At 35.9% G+C, this 20,603-nt stretch carries 12 protein-coding genes; 4 read left to right on the top strand and 8 right to left on the bottom strand.

The annotated features are described in order from the left end of the window. Nucleotides 1–5 precede the first annotated feature (5 nt). The 4 genes from EV142_RS23095 (at nucleotide 6) to EV142_RS23080 (ending at nucleotide 4,046) form a co-directional block, all read left to right on the top strand. Complete coding sequence (locus EV142_RS23095; protein ID WP_132038253.1) at nucleotides 6–965, top strand: isoaspartyl peptidase/L-asparaginase family protein; 960 nt, start codon at nucleotides 6–8, stop codon at nucleotides 963–965. Nucleotides 966–970: 5 nt separating this feature from the next. Next, nucleotides 971–1,864 carry a cyanophycinase gene (locus EV142_RS23090; protein WP_132038252.1) on the top strand — a complete coding sequence of 298 codons (894 nt, stop codon included), beginning with the start codon at nucleotides 971–973 and terminating at the stop codon, nucleotides 1,862–1,864. Nucleotides 1,865–1,868: 4 nt separating this feature from the next. Next, complete coding sequence (locus EV142_RS23085) at nucleotides 1,869–3,257, top strand: YfcC family protein (protein WP_132038251.1); 1,389 nt, start codon at nucleotides 1,869–1,871, stop codon at nucleotides 3,255–3,257. A gap of 225 nt (nucleotides 3,258–3,482) precedes the next feature. Then, entirely contained in the window at nucleotides 3,483–4,046 is a 564-nt protein-coding gene (locus EV142_RS23080) for an NAD(P)-binding domain-containing protein (protein WP_132038250.1), read from the top strand. Between the two features lie 152 nt (nucleotides 4,047–4,198). On the opposite strand, the gene EV142_RS23075 is transcribed toward EV142_RS23080, so the two are convergent. The 8 genes from EV142_RS23075 to EV142_RS23040 all read right to left on the bottom strand — a co-directional run bounded on the left by EV142_RS23075 (nucleotide 4,199) and on the right by EV142_RS23040 (nucleotide 20,592). Then, nucleotides 4,199–6,244 carry a GEVED domain-containing protein gene (locus tag EV142_RS23075; RefSeq protein ID WP_132038249.1) on the bottom strand — a complete coding sequence of 682 codons (2,046 nt, stop codon included), beginning with the start codon at nucleotides 6,242–6,244 and terminating at the stop codon, nucleotides 4,199–4,201. A 737-nt stretch (nucleotides 6,245–6,981) separates the two neighbouring features. After that, nucleotides 6,982–8,916 carry a family 43 glycosylhydrolase gene (locus EV142_RS23070; RefSeq protein ID WP_132038248.1) on the bottom strand — a complete coding sequence of 645 codons (1,935 nt, stop codon included), beginning with the start codon at nucleotides 8,914–8,916 and terminating at the stop codon, nucleotides 6,982–6,984. A gap of 60 nt (nucleotides 8,917–8,976) precedes the next feature. Next, complete coding sequence (locus EV142_RS23065) at nucleotides 8,977–11,520, bottom strand: alpha-L-arabinofuranosidase C-terminal domain-containing protein (protein WP_132038247.1); 2,544 nt, start codon at nucleotides 11,518–11,520, stop codon at nucleotides 8,977–8,979. Next, nucleotides 11,520–12,890: a glycoside hydrolase family 27 protein gene (locus tag EV142_RS23060; protein ID WP_132038246.1), complete on the bottom strand. Its 1,371-nt coding sequence runs from the start codon at nucleotides 12,888–12,890 to the stop codon at nucleotides 11,520–11,522. Before EV142_RS23060 ends, EV142_RS23065 begins: the two co-directional genes overlap by 1 nt. 181 nt (nucleotides 12,891–13,071) lie before the next feature. Beyond that, the gene (locus EV142_RS23055) at nucleotides 13,072–15,492 is read right to left on the bottom strand and encodes a sugar-binding domain-containing protein (protein ID WP_132038245.1); all 2,421 of its coding nucleotides are present in this window, start codon (nucleotides 15,490–15,492) and stop codon (nucleotides 13,072–13,074) included. 149 nt (nucleotides 15,493–15,641) lie between these two features. Next, entirely contained in the window at nucleotides 15,642–17,228 is a 1,587-nt protein-coding gene (locus tag EV142_RS23050; protein ID WP_132038244.1) for a glycoside hydrolase, read from the bottom strand. A 120-nt stretch (nucleotides 17,229–17,348) separates the two neighbouring features. Then, the gene (locus EV142_RS23045; RefSeq protein WP_132038243.1) at nucleotides 17,349–18,989 is read right to left on the bottom strand and encodes a glycoside hydrolase; all 1,641 of its coding nucleotides are present in this window, start codon (nucleotides 18,987–18,989) and stop codon (nucleotides 17,349–17,351) included. Between the two features lies 1 nt (nucleotide 18,990). Then, nucleotides 18,991–20,592, bottom strand: coding sequence for a RagB/SusD family nutrient uptake outer membrane protein (locus EV142_RS23040; protein WP_132038242.1), 1,602 nt, complete (start codon nucleotides 20,590–20,592; stop codon nucleotides 18,991–18,993). Between the last annotated feature and the right edge of the window lie 11 nt (nucleotides 20,593–20,603).

Raw genomic sequence — 20,603 nt, 5'->3', positions numbered from 1 at the left:
TAAAAATGACAAAACAAACACCATACGCCCTTTGTATACATGGAGGTGCAGGAGTAATAACAGAAGAAAACTTGTCCGAATCAGAAAAAAAACTAATTATAAATGACTTAAAAAACAGTATTGACAAGGGAGAAGCTGTTTTGGCAAAAGGGGGAACTGCAATTGAAGCCGTTTGTGCCGCTGTTGTGGCTTTAGAAAATAGCATTCATTTCAATGCCGGAAAAGGAGCCGTTTATTCCAGATCTGGAAAACATTTACTGGAAGCGTCTATAATGAACGGTGAAACGCTTGAGGCTGGCGCTGTAGCCAATAGTCAAAAAATTAAAAACCCGGTATTATTTGCCAAAACACTACTGTTTAATAAAGATATCGTAATGATCTCAGGAGAAGCAGCCGACCAATTAGCCCGGGAAACAGGACATGAAATGGTCGAAAATAATTATTTTGATACTATTTTTAGAAAAGAACAACTTGAAGAAGCTAAAAAAATATCCGAAACATCAACATTCTTAGATCATACGAATTTAAAAATGGGAACTGTTGGCGCTGTTGCTATTGATCAATATGGGAATATTGCAGCAGCCACCTCTACGGGAGGAATGACCAATAAATTAGACGGACGCATTGGTGATTCTGCCATAATTGGAAGTGGAACGTATGCCAAAAATCAAACCTGTGGTGTTTCCTGTACAGGTGTAGGAGAATTTTTCATTCGGGGAACTGTCGCTTCAAGAATCTCAAATATGATGGAATTCGGAAACATGACTTTGAATGAAGCTACCACCATTACCATAAAAGAGCATTTAACAGGTTTAGGAGGAGATGGCGGTGTTATTGCAATAGACAAAAACGGAGGTATTAGCTTTTCATATAACTCTGAAGGTATGTACAGAGGTTATGTGAGTCAGAAAAATAAGGAGAAAAAAGTTTTTATTTGGGATAAGGAAGAAGAATTTAATCTTTAAAAAAAATGAAAACTGTAAAATTATTATTGATCCTGCTCACCCTGATTGGCCTTTCATGCAAATCAGCTCAGAAAAGTTATGCAACTCAAAACAATTTCAAAAAAGAAAAAAACATAAGAAATACTTCCAAAGGAAAATTATTTATAATTGGGGGTGGAAAAAAATCTAAATTGCTATTACAGGAACTAATAAATGTTAGTGGATTAAAAGAAGATAATTTTATCGCAATACTGCCCATGGCGAGCGAGCAGCCCGATTCTGCCGCATATTACGCTAAAAAAGAATTCGTTGCAATTGGCATAAATCCTGACAAAATAAAATCATTTAATTTTAAAAAAGAATTACAAAGTAAACCTCAAATTGACTCTTTAAAAAAAGCAACATTAATTTACATTACCGGAGGTGATCAAAATTTATTTATGGATAAGGTTCTGTATACTTCAGCTTATAATGCGATACATGAAGCGTATAAAAAAGGAGCTACAATTGCCGGAACAAGTGCAGGCGCAGCCGTAATGAGCCATAAAATGATAACCGGAATTGAGCATAAACACCCCGGTTATACGGGAGAATTCAAGACTATTGAAGCTGAAAATTTTGAGATCAAAGAGGGCCTTGGATTACTCCCGTCTGCAATTATAGACCAACATTTCATCTATCGTATGAGAATGAATAGATTATTGGCTGTTACGCTCGAAAATCCGGATAAAAAAGCCATTGGTATTGATGAATCAACTGCTATAATTGTGCAGGGTGATTCTGCAATGGTAACCGGTCTGTCACAAGTTATTCTTTTAGAAAATCTGAATAAAGAAAGTATTAAAACAAGAAATGGCTTTCTTGGTGGCAAAAATATTAATGTAAATATTCTTCTTCCGGGAGATAAATTTAAACTTTAAAAAAATGAAACTATTCAAAAAATTTCCCGACACACTAACAATAATATTAGTTATCACAGTGATTTTTATTGCATTAACATGGATTATCCCTGCTGGTCAATTTGACAGAGAGACTGTCAATAACACTGAAAAAATAATTGCGGGTTCTTACAAACGTGTTTCACAGCAGCCACAAGGAATACAGGCATTTTTATCCGCTCCTATAAAGGGATTTGTTTTGGCCTCTTTAATCATTGCATTTGTGTTTTTAGTCGGAGGCGCATTTGGAATAATAAATGGTACCGGAGCTATTAATGCCGGTCTTTTTAATATCATCAAATTCAGCGAAAATCGCCCTAAATATAAAGTTTTTATTGTTCCTGCTATTATTACTTTATTCTCATTTGCCGGTGCCACATTCGGGATGAGTGAGGAAATATTAATTTTTATTTTAATTACTGTTCCAATGGCCAAAGCAATGGGCTATGATGCTATAGTAGGAACAGCAATTCCAATAGTAGGCACAGGAGTAGGATTCGGAGGTGCATTCAGTAATCCTTTTACCATTGGAGTGGCTCAGGGAATTGCACAAATACCTATTTTTAGCGGCATGGAATACAGATTATTTGTGTGGTTTACGCTAACTGCGATAGCTTGTTTTGTTATTACCCGGTACGCTATTAAAATTGAAAAAAATCCGGAAAAAAGCTTGTTATATGGAACTACGTCAGAGGATACCAATTCAATGGTAGAAATGGATTATATGGAATTAACCATTCGAAGAAAGCTCATCTTGTTGTCGCTTTTTTTCTCTATAATCATTTTGATTTATGGAGTAAGTGCTTATTCCTGGTATATTACTGAAATTTGTGGATTATTCTTTGCACTTGGCTTAACGGCTGCGATAATTTATCAATTACCTATTTCCAAAGCTATCGATGATTTCACCGAAGGTGCCAAAGAAATGATGCCTGCTGCATTGGTTATAGGCCTAGCCAAAGGACTTTTGATTATTACCCAGGAAGGTAAGATTATTGACACCATTTTAAACTCTATTGTGGCGATAACGGAGGGTACTCCTAAAGTTATTTCTGTGGAATTTATGATGTTTTTTCAATCTTTACTAAACTTTTTCATTCCATCAGGTTCAGGACAAGCTGCATTGACAATGCCAATCTTAATTCCAATAAGTGATATTTTAGGAATCAGCAGACAGATTACAGTTTTGGCATTTCAACTCGGAGATGGCTTAACCAATATTATTCTCCCTACTAGCGGTGTAACAATGGGCGCCCTTACTATAGCTAAAATACCCTATAATACATGGTTTAAGTGGTGCCGGAATTTATTGCTTTTTTTGGTAATCACATCTATGCTTTTGCTGCTGCCACCACTATTATTGTTTGAATGGTAATTTAAGAAAGTAAATAAACAATGTATTATACAATTGATCACCATCTGTATAAGGATTGGAATTTATTTTAAATCTATTCTAATTAATCTACCAAAAAAAGCAGACTGTGTTTATACTACACAGCTGTGTTTAAGACAAATTTAATTTCTTAATCAATTATGATTGATTGATTAAAAATTTGCTAAAACAAACTTAACTGTCTAAAATTAAACAGATATTTAAAAAATGAAAATAGGAATTATTGGTATTGGAATTATAAATATGGAATACGCCCATAGAGCTGCGAAATTAGGCTACGAAGTATTAATCAGCCATACAAAGGAAACGAACTGTTGGAAAGAAGTAATTGAAAATATGGGCGCTAATGTAAAATTGGTTGATATATGCGACGCGGCGATAGCAGAAATTATTCTATTATCTGTCGATTGGGAAGATTTGGAATCATCAATATCCCATTTACCTGATATGTCAAAAAAACTGATATTACATACTAATAATCCTATTTTTAATTTTGAATGTTCAACTTCTTCTCTACCCATTATAATAGAGAAATCTTCTGCTGAAAAAATCGCTTCGCTCCTACCAGATGCACATGTGGTAAAAATCTTTAATAAATTACAACCTTCAACTATAAATGGAAAAAACAAAGAAAAAAATTATGGCGAAACTGATTTTTTTTATATAGTAAAGGATCAAAATGTACAAAATAAGGTGATTTCTTTTTTGAGTGCTTTAGATTTTTCAAGCCTTGCGCTAACAACGGTAATCGAAATTGATTCCCGGAATTAACACAAATGCAGAGAAATCAGTAAATAGGTAATATTAGGAAGCGTATTCATGTGAAAAATAGCTTCCTAATTTGAACATACCTATGTCTGGCACAAATAAAAAGGACGAAATCTACTGATCCCATTACCTGGAAATACTTTAAACCAAAAAAATTATTTTGCTATTATAAATTTAGAGCGTTTTATGACTTCTTGCCCCCTTCGGATATAAAGTAGGTATTGACCCGCCTTTAAATCTGAAACGTTTACCTCTACGTTATTTTGCCCCAGGTTCCCCTTTGCAATGATTGTTTTTACAAGCGAAGCATTCATATCATAAATAGAAACCTGAATATCCTTTTTTTCTGCCAATGCAAAATCAATTTTAAGGATATCTACGGCCGGATTTGGGTAAACAACAATTGCAGTATTAGTCTCTTGCCTACTTTTACTTTCCATAAATTTTGCAGTTCCGCCTGAAACATTCAATGTATAATCTTCTGTTTCTCCATAATTATATGTGCCACAAGAAGATGTAATCGAGTTATAACTCATTATGATTCGCATTCTTATACTAGCAACAGCCGCTGATGATGGTATAGTGATCTGAGGTGTCAGAGTCTGGCTGCTAAAAACAGCATATACCTCTTCTCCTGAATCTGTAAAAAGACCATTATTATTTAAATCTATAAATACTTTCCAATATAATTTTCTCGTTGCGCTAAATCCAGGCGTTAATGTCAAAGTCGTCGCTGTTCCTTTAGAGATATTAGCAACTTGTGAAGAAAAATCAGCATAGCCTCCATTTGAATTACTTAAATTACTAATACTGCCAATGGCCACTTTTTTGATCCATTCCCTACTGACATCACTGCCTTTAGAAGAACAATAGGTCACTGTACCGCCCCCACCAGAAGTTGTGGTGAAATTTAGCGATGCCGCAGTAGAAGAACCACTAGTACAATTACCATAAACTTCAACATTATAACCAGTATTAGCATTTAAACTTGTCAGATTAACAAAAGTCGTTGTTGTCGCGCTAAGTGTTGTCCAGGTTGAGGAACTGTTTGCTTTATATTTTACAGTATAATTTGTTGCTGAACCGGCCCAATTAAGGATTGCAGAATTAGTTGTTATGCTGCCTGCAGTTAAGTTTGCAGGAGTAGGGCAGCCAGATGGTGCAGTACCTAATGTTTCTGTCAAAGTTCCATTAATTACTTTAATCACACCATAACTTGCTTTAGAACCTGAAACTGTCGTCCAGTCGTTTAAATTTAGTGTAGTCGACCCCGTAGTATCTCCTTCAATTTTCATGATCCTGACTCCTTTTCCGGTATTGTTCCAGGTTAAAGCAGAGCCGGAAGTTACCGTTTCTGGTATGGAACTGGTATCAAACTGATAAAAATAAGCATAGTTTGCGCTTGCAGGAGCAAAAACCTTAGCGATACCATTCTGGTCAATACAAACTGCCGTTTTTTCATAAACTCCAATTCCCTTAGCATTCAATCCGGTACCTAAATCTTTCCACATTCTGGCAATAAAAGCGGTTTGTCTTCCTCGGCGATCAGGATTATTGTAGTGTGTATCTGTAATTAGATTAGCCATTATTGGATTGTTTAGAAAATCATTTGCCCCGATGGTCATGTCTGAGTTATACGGATTAGCCAGGGCCTGAGCTGAGGTAACACTTGAATTTGCCGCACTATAATAATATTTACCCTGAATAGCACATCCGGCACTGGTTCCTCCAACAGGTACTTTCTTTGTATTGATAAGATAATTTATGGCATCTTCAACAGGAGTATCTTTCCAATAAGAGACATAAGTAGCCTGATCCCCACCCGCAATAAATAGCGCTTCAGAATTTCTAATTTTTGTTGCAATTTCTGCAATACCAGCCTTTGTCCTGCTATCTATTAGAATTGTTTCTACAGAGTTTACCGCTCCCAATCCATAGATATAATCATTGTAACCTGCTGTACCAGTAGATCTGATAACAACAAAATCTCCACCACCTGATTTTTGTATCATCCATTTTATTGCATCATCATTGTCTGTGCCGCCTCCCATTAAACATGTACCGCCTGTTGTAGTGGCATTAACATCCGAATTGCTTCCGGTTATCCAGCTTGTGTAAGTTTGTGAATATGTAAAATTTATTGCTAATAGGAACAATAAAATTGTCAAACGATTTATATTGATATTGTAAATATTTTTCATAATATGTTTTTTGTTTAATGTTAAAATTTATACACTAACAATAGTCCTAAAATCGTAAATCAAACTTTTGTAAAATGCTTAAAACATATTACAATAGTCATCGCACAATTTTAAATGCTATTGAAAATTATATTTCAATCTTTTAAAATTTAATAAAATGGAATATTACTTCAATACCATTTCTAAAGCAAAAATTAAATATTGAAATCTGTAATCTATGAAGAAAGCTATTTTCAGCAATTGAATATTGGCTGCAATCCTTTTAAATAAAGTGATTTGCAATCAATATAAAGGAGTATTAAGTTATTAGAGCTCATTTATCAGGGTTGAGAAAATTAAAAATAAAATAACTAAATGGCAAATGGGAAGCTTTTAGAAAAGCAAAGTTTCATACCAATTTTCATCAACAATTAAAGATAGGTTGAAGACCTCTTAAAGTAAGAGATTTAGTTTTTAAAATTTTATTTATTTTCCTAGATATCAAAAGAGTAGCTTTTATTTTATCAAAAATATAAAAAAAAATGATTCAACAAAATAAAATTCATAATTTTACTAAATTTAATTCATTGATTTTACTTTTTAGATGAATTAAATTCACCTAAAATCAAATTTTACTGAATAAATAAAAATATATTGTTAATTTATAAAAGACGAAGCTATTTTTAAAAAAATATAAAACTGTATTTTTGCTTATCAAACGTATTGATTAATCAGGGCTAGTCTATGAGACAAAAAATTTACTTTAAACTTTCAACTCCTTCATGAGTAGGAATTACTTGTTTTATTGTTCCGTCCGGGTTAAATTCTAATTTATCGATACAGACTTCACGATGAAAACCGCCGGCATCTCCCATTTTTATTCCATTCGGATAAGAAAATCTGTGATACACAAAGTACCATTCGTCTTTGTTAGGAATTTGTAATACCGAATTATGTCCAGTAGCATAAATTCCAATATCAGGATTTCCTTGTATTACAATATTATTTTCCGGAATTTCAATTGGACCTAATGGCGATTTTGACATTCCATACCTTACTTTATAATTAGGGCTTCTTGTATCATCTTCACTCCACATAAAATAGTAAGTTCCATTTCTGTAAACAACATAAGTACCTTCACGGAAAGTATTATCAACTTTAATTATTTTAGTACTCCCTGACTTTATTGAAACCATATCAGCATTCAATTCGGCTACAGCCATATAACCATTTCCCCAATACAAATAACTTTTACCCGTTTTTGGATCGGTAAAAACATCCGGATCAATTTCCTGTCCCTCTTTTATGCCTTCCGGTCTTGCGCTTATTAATGCTTTACCGCTATCCTTAAAAGGTCCGGCTGGATGATCTGACGAAGCAACACCTACTTTTTGAGCTGCTGTAAAATAGTAGAAATACTTGTATTTTCCTTTTATCTTTTTCTCTACAATACAAGGTGCCCAGGCGTTTCTGTTTGCCCAGCTAACCTCTTTTCTCAGATCAAGAATAATTCCTTCCTCTTTCCAATCCGTTAAATTATCTGATGAAAAGGTTTTAAAATAATTTCCAGACCAACCATCAAACCCATCGCTTGTTGGGTAGATATAGTATTTCTTTGTTTTATTTGAATATAAAATTTCAGGATCAGCGTAATAACCTTCCAAAACTGGATTATTATTTATTTTTGGCAATTTCTCCGGCATTCCCCATTTCACAATAAGCCTTTTCAATTCAGAACGCGTTATCGGTAAGATAGTTCCGTGACGCGGATTAAAATCCATTGAAATCTCGTTATCCATAACTGTGAAATGCTCCAGGTCTTTAGTTTTCGTAAACTGATATTTCCCTTTAGTATAAACATCGTACATCAGGATATATTCATCGGAATTGTTTAGTTTGAAAACACTCGATCCTTCAACACCATCTTTAGTTTGTTGCAGATAATTGTCGTTTTCAATCCATTTCCCTAAAGTTAAATCAGTTGTTGTCGCTACTTTTATTCCCGCTTTCTCCGTTTCAGTTTTATAAAAAAGATGATAAACGCCATCTTTCTCAATAATATCGCCGTCGATACAAGCTCTTTCAGATTTTGGAACAAATAACAATTTTGGAGCACTTTCTAAAGCGGTGAAATCTTTATTGGCATAAGCATAATAAATCTTATCGGGTCCGCCGGCATATTGCAAACTGAAATAAACCAGATATTTTCCTGCTTTTGCATCGTAAATAGTTTGTGGCGCCCAAACCCGTTTCAGGTTTTCATTTTCAGGAAAAGCAGTCTGAATATTAACGACGTTACTCTTCCATTTTACAAGATCTGTACTTGTAAGCAAAATCATCGCACGATTACTGTCCCAGCCTTTTGATGAAGTCATATCGGTCAAAACCATATAAAATGTTTTGCCATCTTCTCCACGTAAAATATGTGGATCACGAACGCCACCAGTTGAACTTATTGCTTTACTATCAATAACAGGTTTATTATTATTGAGATGATAATAATGATAACCATCGGCACTAACAGCATATCGAACGGCTTCTTCCTCGACAGAATTTCCGGTGAAGTAAACGAATATATAAGCTGTTAAATCTTTCTCTGCAATAACAGGCGGAGTTCCTTTTATAATATTCTGTGCTTGTAAGAAATTAAAAATCATTAAAAATAATACAAGACTAAAATGTGTTTTTTTCATTATCTATTCTGTTTATTATGGTTTTCATCTTTCAAAATATAACTTTAAATAGTTGAAAAATTATTTAGTTTTCATACGAATCACAGTAAATGAATAAGCAGGCAATTCTTTTGAAAATGCTGCTGTTACTGTTATAGTGTGAGATATTGGTCTGGCAGTGGTACTCTCGGGAGTTCCTGAAAATGTAGTATAATTTGCTTTTTCAGTCGTCGTTAGATTCGATACATCTATTGACGGAATTACTGCAACCGGAAGCATATTGACCAACTTTACAATCAAATCTCCCGAAGCATTATCCTGAACCACTGAAACACCAATTCGCTTATGAACTTCATTATTTGCATCTGATAATTTTATTTTAGACTGCAAATAAATATCACCCGGATTTTGTCCGTACAATTTCTGTACAAAATAATTTACTGTTGGTTTTACTTCATTTCCTGTAAAATAAATCAAATCAGGATTCCATTGTGTGTGTTTCTCGCGAGCTAATAAAGGCGCATAAGAAGCCATTGTAACTACATCGCCATTTCGCTCAATAGCAGTAAGATATAGCGCCTCGGCTAAAGCATTGTAAAATTTATTGCCACGAGATGCATATTCTCCCAAATACACTTTTGATTCGGAACGGTCGTAGCTGTCATAAAAATTCTGGTTATTAATAAACCAACCCGGACTTTGATAATAATGTTCATCTACAATTGGCAGTTTTAAATCATTGGCAATTGCCCATCCTTCGTTATAATCTGTGCCTTCAAAAAAGGGTCCCACAGTACCAATAATGGTAATTTCCGGATATTTTTTCTGCACGGCTTTTACAATCATTCTATAACGTTCTTCAAAAACATCACTAATCAAATCTTCATTACCAATACCAACATATTTTAAATTAAAAGGTTTAGGATGACCGGCTTCAGCACGTTTTTTACCCCAAACACTTGTCACGGGCCCGTTGGCATATTCAATTAAATCCAGAACATCCTGCACGTATTCATCCATGTCTTCCATCGGAATACCAAATTGTTGTCCGGCACCACCATCAGATGAATTTTGACAAGGAACTCCTGCCGCTAAAACCGGAACAGGAAGCGCGCCCAGATCTTCACAAAACTGAAAATATTCAAAATATCCTAATCCAAGTGATTGATGATATCCCCAAATATTACGCATTGGAGTTCGGCTTTCTAAAGGTCCAATAGTGTTTTTCCAACGGTAAATATTTCCTATTCCATCGCCGTGAGCCACACAACCACCAGGAAAACGAACAAACTTCGGATGCATATCAGCAATGGTTTCAGCCAAATCAGCACGAAGTCCGTTTTTATGATTTTTGAACGTTTTTTGAGGAAAAAGAGATACCATATCAACCGCAACTTCTCCATCAGAACTAATTTCTAAATGAGCATCACTTACCGTTTTTGCTACTTTTAGCACTACCGTGATTTTTTTCCATGAAGTATTTGGTTTTAGTGTGGCTTCCACCAAAGTTTCTCCGTTAGACCCAATTAATTTTACCGTAAATATTGCTCCCTTTGCAAAAACACTAAAATCGTATTTTTCATTCGCTTTAAGCGGAATTCCATCGAAACCTGAATTGCTGATTTTACTCTTTGTGAGTAAAGCATAATGTGAATTATTAGGATGAATTGGATTGGCCTTTTCCACTTTAAAATTTCCACTCCAGGCCATTGTTTCATTCCAGTTTTTATCGCTGCCTTTTTTATCGTGCAGCGAATATTCAAAATCACGATTTTGGATCAATTCAGCATATAAACCACCATCTGCAGCGTAATTAATATCTTCAAAAAACATCCCCGTAAGCATATTGCTTATTTTTTTAGAATTTTTTCCGTCAATGCTAATTTGAGCCGTTACAGGTTTCAGGCCAACAAACAGCAAACTATCACTTTTAGGTGAAACATTGTCTTGCTTGTCTCTAAACTTTGATGATTCCATGCTTTTAATCAACGAATCAATTAAAGTCCAATCGACCTCAGTAATTGTTCCTTTTTGAGTTTCTCCTTGTAATGTAATTTCACTAAATTGAGGAACTTTATTGTCATCAATTATTGCTTTAGAATAGGTTTTAAAATCTTTGGTAACACTGGCATAATTTGCATTATCTACCTTCCAGTGAATGGTATAATCCCCTCCTTTTTTGCTTACTTTTATATTTTGAATAATTGATTTTCCGGATTCTTTTTTCGTCACATTTTTCATTGCCTGAATGTAACTTTGTCTTGTCCAATTCATCAAATCTTTACTTGAAGCAGCTGCAAAAACATCATCCTGCACTCCCCAAAAACAATGAAAAATTCCGTTATCATCTTTAATTAAAAAAGCTTCGGACATTGATTTACCTGTTGGTCCCCAACTCCCATAATCTGATTTTAAAAAAGGATGTTCAGGACCTACACCAAACCAGTTTTTCTGATCTGTACTCCACGCAAAATGAAGCCCGTTTTTTCCATTATTTTTTAATGTTGAGTACGCGAAAAGGTACACCTTGTCCGGTTTGTCTTCTTTTGATTTTAAACCAAATGCAAATGAAATAAAAACGGCAAAAAGTACGATCATTCGATGGTGCAGTAAAAACTTCTTCATTATTTTTTAGCTTTTAATTGAAAAAGCACTGAACTGTGAGGTTTTAATTCTGCTGAAATTGCAGTAGCTGAAACTGTCGATTTCTCCCCTGTCCATAAATTAAAAGCTTCAACATTAACCGAAATTCCAAGATCTGATAAGTTCACTGCTACATTTTCTGAAACGGTATCCGAAATATTGAACAACGCCAGATAAACACTTCCGTCTTTTGGATTTTTTGAAGTCACGGCTATTTTCCCGTCTTTCTGAAAAAGCTGTTTTACACCGGTGCTTTCTTTGTGCATTTTTACCACCTCTTTATTGGTTAATAATGATAAAGTAAAAGCGTCGTTACTTGGCAAATCTCCACCAAAAAACAAAGGCGATTTAAAAATATTAAAGAAAGTAATCAAAGTATATTGTTCGTCTTTTGTCAATCGCGACATTCTGTCTTCGCCACGTTCTCCTCTTAACGAAATACGCCCAAGCGGAATCATATCACAATCCGGCCATGTTCCCGGTGCAATGTATGAATACCATTTTTGAGCTACACTCATCAGATGCGTAATGTGTGGCCATGTATCCCAAACGTCATCTACCATTCTCCACATATTGGCGTGAGTGGTGACGTGTGGCGCGGCATCAATAGGAGTTTCTCCCGGTGAGGTGCTCAATACAATTTTACGTCCGCATTTGTCGATTGCGTTTCTGATCAGGTTGATTTCTCCTTCGTGATACGGTCTCGATAAATCATCGATTTTAATGAAATCAACGCCCCATTGTGCGTACAATTCAAATAATGAATCGTAATATTCCTGTGCTCCCGGTTTATCTGCAACAACAGTATAATTGTCTCTTAACCATTCACATTGCAATGCTGTGGAGTAAATCTGATCGGCTGTAATTCCGTTTGTGCCTTTAATAGGCAATTTGTCTTCAACGGCTTTTTTAGGGATTCCGCGCATGATATGAATCCCGAATTTTAATCCTTTTTTATGAATATAATCTGCTAAAGGTTTAAAACCTTGTCCGTCTTTCGCAGATGGAAAACGATTTAAGGCGGGTTGATATCTTCCATATTGATCGATTACATAACGTGGATCTGTTTGATTGTAGCCTCCTGCTTTGTCGTTTTCTACAAACCATCTGATATCAACAACTATATATTCCCAACCGAATTTTTTCAGGTTTTTTACCATATAATCTGCGTTGGCTTTTACTTCGTGTTCTTCGACTGTAGAACCGTAGCAATCCCAACTGTTCCAACCCATTGGAGGCGTTTGTGCCCATTGTTTGAATTCCTCTTTTTTGAATGTTGTCGTTTGAGCATTTGATGAAACCGATGCTAAAACAATGCCTATTGCCAAAGCAATTGTATTTTTTATTTTCATTTTAATTAAATATGTGTAAATTTTACACTTTAAATATAATAAACTTTTGGATACTATAAAAATAAACCCATCAGCTTAACAAAAAGACTGACAGGTTAATTTTTTTATAACATTGCATTGTTAGACCTACCAGTCCCGAAGCCTCGGGATTAAAAACCTGTTAGGTCTTTGTTGAAACTGATTATTTCACATTAATCGTAACCTCAACTGGTTTTAACCATTGACTTGTAAACGTCACTTTTATAGGCTGAGCTTCTCCCGTTGCCTGAATGTACGCGGCAATATGACCGTGGAAAACTCTTTGAACATTATCTGTATAATCAGTCATGTCGCTGTTGTTTCCAGCCTCAAGTCCTAATAAAACTCCAGGTCCGCTAATAGTACACGTAACTTCATTATCTGAAAGTATAACTGGTAAACCATTTTGATCCTTCACCTGAACCATGATTTTAGCAACTCCTTTGTCTTTTGTAATTTTGATGTTTTTGTCTGCAATTGTTAACTCTACAGGTTGTTGCGTAGTCGAAATAGCATATCTGCTTACTTCTTTGTCATCTTTGCTTAAACCAACTGCTTCTAATTTTCCTGAAGCAAAAGGAATATCCCAATAGATAATTCCGGTTTTTTCGTCGTAAGCTTTTGTTTCTCCTACTACTTTTCCGTTCAATTCTAAACGTGCTTTTGCTGCATTGGTATACACTACTACGCGAATTTTTTCACCTTGAGTGTAATTCCAAATAGCCCAGGCATCTTTAGAAATATCTTTTTCATTTTTCAGCAGATAAGTTCCAATGTAAACCATTGGTTTATCTGACCATAATGACTGGCGGAAATATCCTCTTGGCTTGATAACTCCCGCAAAATCAACTAATCCTGAGTAAAATCCTCTTGAAGGCCATCTTCCGGATTCTCCTAAATAATCAATTCCTGTCCATAAAAATTGTCCGAAAATATATTTGTTATTTTTTACAGCCAGCCAGGGTTCCATATCATGAACATTTTCACTTCCAAAAATTACTCTTTTTGGATATTTTTCGTGATCCGATTGGTATTTACTTTCTGTATAATTGTATCCTGTAATATCCAAAGCTCCGGGATATTCTGTTTCGTTAGACATCGCAACTCCTGCTAAACCAGCTGTGGTAGGACGTGATTTGTCGTATTTTTTTACTGCTGCAACCAAACGTTTTGCGATTACTCCAAGACGCATTGCTTCTGGCGCCTCTTTTTTATAACCTCCGTAAGCTGCTTGTCCAAAACCGTCTTTTCCTTTATCCAAAACCGGATGAGAATACGGATCATTAGGATAATCTACTTCATTACCAATACTCCATGCAAAAACTGATAAATGGTTTCTGTCACGACGTACAAAATCTTCCAAATCTTTCTCTGCATAATCTGCAAAAATGTCAAATGTTCCTTCGAATCCTGGAGTTCCATAATTCCAGCCTTCGAGCCATTTACGTTTTGGAAATTCCCATTCGTCGTAGGCTTCATTTAAAACCAACAATCCCAATTCATCACAAAGCTCGTAAAAAACCGGTGCTTGCGGATTATGACTTGTGCGTATTGCATTTACTCCAATTTCTTTAAGTGTTTTTAATCTGGTTTCCCAAACCTCACGAGGAACAGCTGAACCTAAAACTCCGGCATCATGATGCAAGCAAACCCCTTTCATTTTCATCCATTTTCCGTTTAATGCAAAACCATTGTTAGGATCGAATTTGAAATCTCTGAAACCTGTTTTGGTTACCGTTTCATCAATTTGTTTTCCGTCTTTAAAAACAGTGGTTTTAAGCTGATATAAATTTGGATTCTCTAAATCCCATAATTGAGGATTTTTTACATTTATTTTAGTGGCTATTTTTCCGTTTTTATTTGAAGCAATTTCAACTTTTGAAGAAGATTTTCCAACAGATTTTCCGTCTTTTGAGATTAATTCGTTTACAACAGTAAGACTTGTTTTTGCTGCTGAACTATTTTCAACCTCAACTTCAATATTTAGCGTTCCTGTTCCTTTTTTCACTTCAGGATACGCGTAAACGCCCCATTGTGCAATATGAACCGGATTTGCATAAACTAACCATACATTTCTATAGATTCCTGAACCTGTGTACCATCTTGAATCGGCACTTTGGCTATGATCGACACGAACTGAAATCGTATTTTCTGCTCCGTATTTTATAAACGGAGTTGCATCATAAGCAAAAGAAATATATCCGTTTGGACGTTTTCCTAAAGAATGCCCGTTGATAAAAACTTCACTTCTATTGTAAACGCCTTCAAAATACAGGTAGACTTTCTCCCCTGTCTTACTTTGAGGAATGTTGATTGATTTTCGGTACCAGCCAATTCCACCCGGCAGATAACCCGTACAGCTCGCTAAAGTTGGGCTTAATTGTCCTTTTACACTCCAATCGTGAGGAACATTTACCAATTGCCATTTAGTATCATCGTAAGTTGTTTTTTGAGCGTCCGGAGTATCCTGAAGATTGAATTTCCAATTGTCATTGATTTTTTTTGAATCTCCAAATGATATCTGACTGAATGCAGACAAACACGAGAAGAGTAATACGGGTAGTAAGATCTTTTTTGTAAACATTTTTTTTAAGGTTCTAAGTTGCTGAGAATCTAAGTTTCTAAGCTTTTATGTTATTTTAAATTTGTTATTTTTTTCTTTCAAGTTTTAAGTTTTTAGTCGCCGTTTTCAGTGTTCAAACTGTGACTGAAAACTGAAACTGCGACTGAATACTAAAACGCTAACTCCCCTACAAACGTCACGATTGATTTTGCCGGAATTTCAAGATTATCAATTTTTTGAGTTTCTACTCTTTTTAAATTTGTCGTATCTGAGGTTACATAAGGTGTAAAATCATTATTTTTTACTGTTCCTTTCGATAAATTGAACTTGTATTTCTGAGCTGATTTTCCACAGTTTACAGCCACAATAATTAGCTTTTTGTTTTCGACATCTTTGTACGCGGTTAGCATTACATCGTTTGCTGCTTCCAGATCGTTTTGATTTGGAACATCCACTCTAAGCATTCCCGGACGCACAAATAAAGAGTAGTTTCCTAATGCCCAAAGCAATTTTGAATCATGAAATTCTCCATCGTTTCTAACATAATCCGGGGCTGTTCCTCCATTACTTTTTCCGTCATCGAGATAAATCAAACCATCTTTATAATCAACGCGAGTGATAGATGTCCACCATTGCCATGAAGCGGCATTTGCAACAGCAATATCATTGTGAATTAAACGCGCAACAAATAAAGCGGTCTGCATTCCTAAATCTCTTCCTCCGCCTGAACCTCCGGGAATTTCAGCTTCACCCGGATTTTCTAAAATGCAATACTCCGATTGCCAATATTTTAATCCCGGGTTTTGACTGATACTTGCTGCTATTAATTTTCGGCTTAAAACTTGTCGTTCAACTGGCCATGTTGTAAAATAACTGTGACCTAAAATGACCTTTTTTACATTGGGGAATTTTGAAATATTAGTTTTTGTTTTTCCGAAGAAATACTCCATCTGATTGTCGCGATTTTCTGCATTTACATTTCCATATAAATAATCAATTTGCGCAGCCTCGGCGATCACAATTTCTGTACTCATTTTTTTAGCTTTGAGTTTTTCAGAAAGTGATTTCGTTAAATCATAAATTTCCTGATTGGTCGCCGGTGTTCCTTCCTGACTGTTGGTGTCACCTTGCTTCGGCATCCACTCCCATTGTGGTTCGTTGATGGGGCTTACATAATCGAATTTAATTCCTTCTTTGTTTTCCAGCCCCTGAATACTTTGAACTAGAAAATCGGCAAATTTTGGAATTGCACCATCTTTTAGATTCAGTTTATTCTTTTGAGATGCAAAAGACAATCCGTTAATTGTCATATAAACTGGCGGACTGTTGGTGAAAATCAGAAATTTTTCAACTCCACGTTTTTTAGCCGCCTGCAGGAACCATCTTTGCCCTTCCTGTTTCGAAAAATCGTAAGTCCCATCTGCCTGCAGAAAAGATTCACTTCTTCTCCATTCGTCTGAAACTTTACTTTTTTCACCTTGTTCTGTACTTCCTGCACCAAGATTAAACCTCCAGATCGAAAGCCCGATTCCTTTTGGATTTCCCTGTTTATCAATTTCTTTACTAAAAAGTAAGTCTGCAATAGCATTCTTTTTTTGTTCTGGCCAATTCTTTCCAACGAACTGACATCTCCAGGCATCAGAACCTCCAAAACCGTCCATGGTTTGTACAACATTATCGGTGCTAATGGTTGCGGTTCGCTGTGCAAACGACAGCGAACTCGCGACCAGTAAAAGCGAGATATATACTTTTCTCATTTATTCTTTTTTTTCAGCCTCAAGGGCGCTAAGTTTTCGCAAAGTTCGCAAAGTTTACTATCAGGCTTTGCGAACTTTTTCGGTATTTTCTTTGCGCGCTTTGCGGTTAATTTTTTACTCTTATTTATAAGTTCCTACATAAGTCACAATAGACTTCGCCGGAATTTCAAAACCAGAAGCCTCAACAGCAGTTCCTTTTTTCAGGCTCAAGGCTTCAGAAGTGGTATAAGGTGTTAGTTTATTATCTGTTAAAGCTCCGCCTGCAAGATTCAGTTTGTAGGCTTTAGCCGATTTGCTGATATTTACCGCTACCACAACCAGCTTTTTAGTTGTAGCATCTTTGTATGCCGTTACCATTATATCATTCACGGAAGTGGCATTATCTACGCTAGGAATCTGAACTCTTACCATTCCCGGTTTTACAAAGAACGAAAAATTTCCTAAAGCCCAAAGCGTTTTTGAATCCCTTATATAACCGTCATTTTTGCAATAATCTGCATTTCCGGCTCCGTTGCCTGAACCATCATCAACGTGAATCAATCCGTCTTTATAATCTCCACGACTAATCGCTGTCCACCATTGCCATGACGTAACACCTCCAACTGCAATATCTGTACTGATGATACGGGCTGTCCAGAGTGCTAACTGAATTCCTAAATCTCTTCCAGGGCCTCCTCCACCCGGAAGTTCAGATGTTCCAGGACTTTCTAAAACACAATATTCAGAGGACCAAAGACTTAATCCTGCAACTGACTGCGTTCTTGCCGCAGCAGATTGTCTTGAATAAACCAACTCTGTCAAAGGCCATGCCTGCCAATAGCTATGCGCTGAAATAGTCTTTTTTACGTTGCTTAATCCTGCAATATTTTTAGCCGAATTAACCCCAAAGAAATAATCGATTTGGTTTGATCTGTTTTCTTTTCCCGAAATTGTTTTATATAAAGGTTCATAAGATCCTCCTTCTCCAACAACAATCTTAGCATCAATTCCTTTTGATTGTAATTTTGGAGACAGAATATTTACAAAACTGTAGATATTAGCGTTTGTAGCCGGTGAACCTTCTTGTCCTGAACCGTCCCATTCGTATTGTGGTTCGTTAAACGGACTCACATAATCGATTGTTAAACCGTGTTCCGTTTTTAGTTTGTCTAAAGAAGTGGTCCAGAAATCAGCTAATTCTGACCATTTACTATCTTTTATATTATAAAATTCTTTGATGCTTGCATGCGCTTTTCCGTTTTGTGTTAAGTATACCGGAGCGCTGTTGGCGAAAGCCAGTAATTTCTCTAAACCACGTTCTTTTGCTGCTTTCATAAACCAAACCTGACCGGCTTGCTTGTTCATGTTATAGGTTACTCCATCTGTGGTGAAACATTCGGTACGTCGCCATTCATCTGTAATATCACTTGCATCTCCTTGCTCCGTACTTCCTGAACCAAGGTTAAAACGCCATAATGATAATCCGATTCCTTTTGGATTTCCATCGGCATCAAATTCTTTGCTGAATAATAAATCGGCCATTTTATTTCTTTTATCTGAGGACCAGTTTTTTCCTATAAAATTACATTGCCAGGCATCAGAAGCGCCGAAGCTTTCCATCGTTTGAAGATTCATATCCAGATTCACATTCAATTCGGCGGTAGTTGAAACACCTCCATTTGAATTATCAGCATTTTCAGAATCACAACTAATTAAAAAAGAGTTAGCGAAAAGTAAACCTGCACACAGCAGACTTACTTTATTGTTATTGATAAACTTCATATTAATAGCCAGCGTTTTGAGTAATTAATCCACCACTTAAATCAATTTCTATTTGCGGTATGGGCCACAGTAAATTTTTACCAGGATTAAAATTGATCCCTTTATCTTGTGATTCTCTTAAATTGGCAGTTTCATACGGATCTGTAGAATTCAAATTGTATTGAACAAAAGTTCCGTTTGGCCCCATCAAACTTTCGATAACCGGTCTTCCGGTAGTTGGGTCTTTTTCACGACGAATATCAAACAAACGTAATCCTTCAAAAGCCAATTCTAAACGACGCTCTTTGTAAATTTGTTTTAAAAGTGTTGGTCCGGATAAACCTGTTTTAGGATCTAATTTAACACGCGCTCTAATAATATTAATATCTGCCAAAGCATCTCCTCCTGTATGGTAATTCGCTTCTGCTCTTGTCAAATACATTTCGGCCAGACGAATCAAAGGAATATTTAAGGGTAAGTGTCCGTCTTTTTTATCTAATGCACGGCGCGTAGCTATCGGAATATAATATTTACGACAAATACGCCCGGATTTATTATCGTTTAAACTGAATTTATGGGTCGGGTTTAAAACCTCATCTCCATACGCTGCTTCTCCCCATTTGGTGATCGTACTTCTACGACGAACAACGTCATTTTCAGAAAGATAAGCATTCTCTAAATCGCTCGTTGGCATACACCATCCCCAACCATCAAGAACATCCTGCGCATCATTACTCGGAAAGTTTTTCTTATCCTCTCCTCTTGCTCCGGATAAAGTTGGTAAAGCAGATCCTAAATCTTTATCTTGTACGGATGATGATTGTGCTTCAAGAATTGATTCAACTCCGTTATGATTGTTTACGTTCCAGATATTCAGGAAATCAGACTCCAGTGCAAAAGGGCCTTCCGTAATTACCTTGTTTGAATATTGTTTTGCTTCAGCCCATTTTTCCTGAAATAAAGATACACGAGCCAGTAAAGCATAAGCTGCCCATTTGTTAACTCGTCCGTTTCTTGCCACCGGAACATTTTCTAATTTTGCAGCAGATTCTTTAAGATCAGACTCAATTTGTGCATAAATATCAGCAACAGGGCTACGTTGTAATTTCAAATCAGCAGTTCCAAGAGATTTAGTATATAATGGAACGGATCCGAAATTATTTACGAGCTCATAATAGCAATATGCACGAATGAATAAAGATTCCCCTGCATATTGATTTCTTTGAGCATCAGTAATAGGCGATGCTGCCATTTTCTCTAAACCTAAATTAACCGATTGAATTGTATAATAGTGAGCAGTATAAACACTATTCATATCTCCCATGTTATCAGGCGTAATAATATATTGCGAACAAGGTCTGTGTGCTGAATTATCCTGGCCTGTATTTCCCATCCAGGCGTCATCGGTAGCCATTTCGTTAGTAACTCTTGGCGCAACCAATGTATACCAATCATTAGGTAACAACAGGCGTTTTGTTAATTCGTTAACATAATTCTCGCATTCCTGTGCTGTTTGAAAATAGTTTTCTAAAGTTTGAATTCCTCTTTCGTCTTTTTCAATAAAATCGCTACATGAAACTACACATGCAGAAAAAGCTATTAGGGATAAAATTATTTTTTTCATATCTTTTTATT

It is taken from the genome of Flavobacterium circumlabens (genome assembly GCF_004345565.1).
Lineage (GTDB): Bacteria > Bacteroidota > Bacteroidia > Flavobacteriales > Flavobacteriaceae > Flavobacterium > Flavobacterium circumlabens.
The sequence above is the reverse complement of the archived record's forward strand: the minus strand, read 5'-3'. Positions and strand labels throughout refer to the sequence as shown.

What these genes read in the sequence shown, in the direction of transcription:
- EV142_RS23095 (WP_132038253.1), top strand. Translation starts at nt 6, where the DNA reads ATGACAAAACAAACACCATACGCCCTTTGTATACATGGAGGTGCAGGA.
- EV142_RS23090 (WP_132038252.1), top strand. Translation starts at nt 971, where the DNA reads ATGAAAACTGTAAAATTATTATTGATCCTGCTCACCCTGATTGGCCTT.
- EV142_RS23085 (WP_132038251.1), top strand. Translation starts at nt 1,869, where the DNA reads ATGAAACTATTCAAAAAATTTCCCGACACACTAACAATAATATTAGTT.
- EV142_RS23080 (WP_132038250.1), top strand. Translation starts at nt 3,483, where the DNA reads ATGAAAATAGGAATTATTGGTATTGGAATTATAAATATGGAATACGCC.
- EV142_RS23075 (WP_132038249.1), bottom strand. Translation starts at nt 6,244, where the DNA reads ATGAAAAATATTTACAATATCAATATAAATCGTTTGACAATTTTATTG.
- EV142_RS23070 (WP_132038248.1), bottom strand. Translation starts at nt 8,916, where the DNA reads ATGAAAAAAACACATTTTAGTCTTGTATTATTTTTAATGATTTTTAAT.
- EV142_RS23065 (WP_132038247.1), bottom strand. Translation starts at nt 11,520, where the DNA reads ATGAAGAAGTTTTTACTGCACCATCGAATGATCGTACTTTTTGCCGTT.
- EV142_RS23060 (WP_132038246.1), bottom strand. Translation starts at nt 12,890, where the DNA reads ATGAAAATAAAAAATACAATTGCTTTGGCAATAGGCATTGTTTTAGCA.
- EV142_RS23055 (WP_132038245.1), bottom strand. Translation starts at nt 15,492, where the DNA reads ATGTTTACAAAAAAGATCTTACTACCCGTATTACTCTTCTCGTGTTTG.
- EV142_RS23050 (WP_132038244.1), bottom strand. Translation starts at nt 17,228, where the DNA reads ATGAGAAAAGTATATATCTCGCTTTTACTGGTCGCGAGTTCGCTGTCG.
- EV142_RS23045 (WP_132038243.1), bottom strand. Translation starts at nt 18,989, where the DNA reads ATGAAGTTTATCAATAACAATAAAGTAAGTCTGCTGTGTGCAGGTTTA.
- EV142_RS23040 (WP_132038242.1), bottom strand. Translation starts at nt 20,592, where the DNA reads ATGAAAAAAATAATTTTATCCCTAATAGCTTTTTCTGCATGTGTAGTT.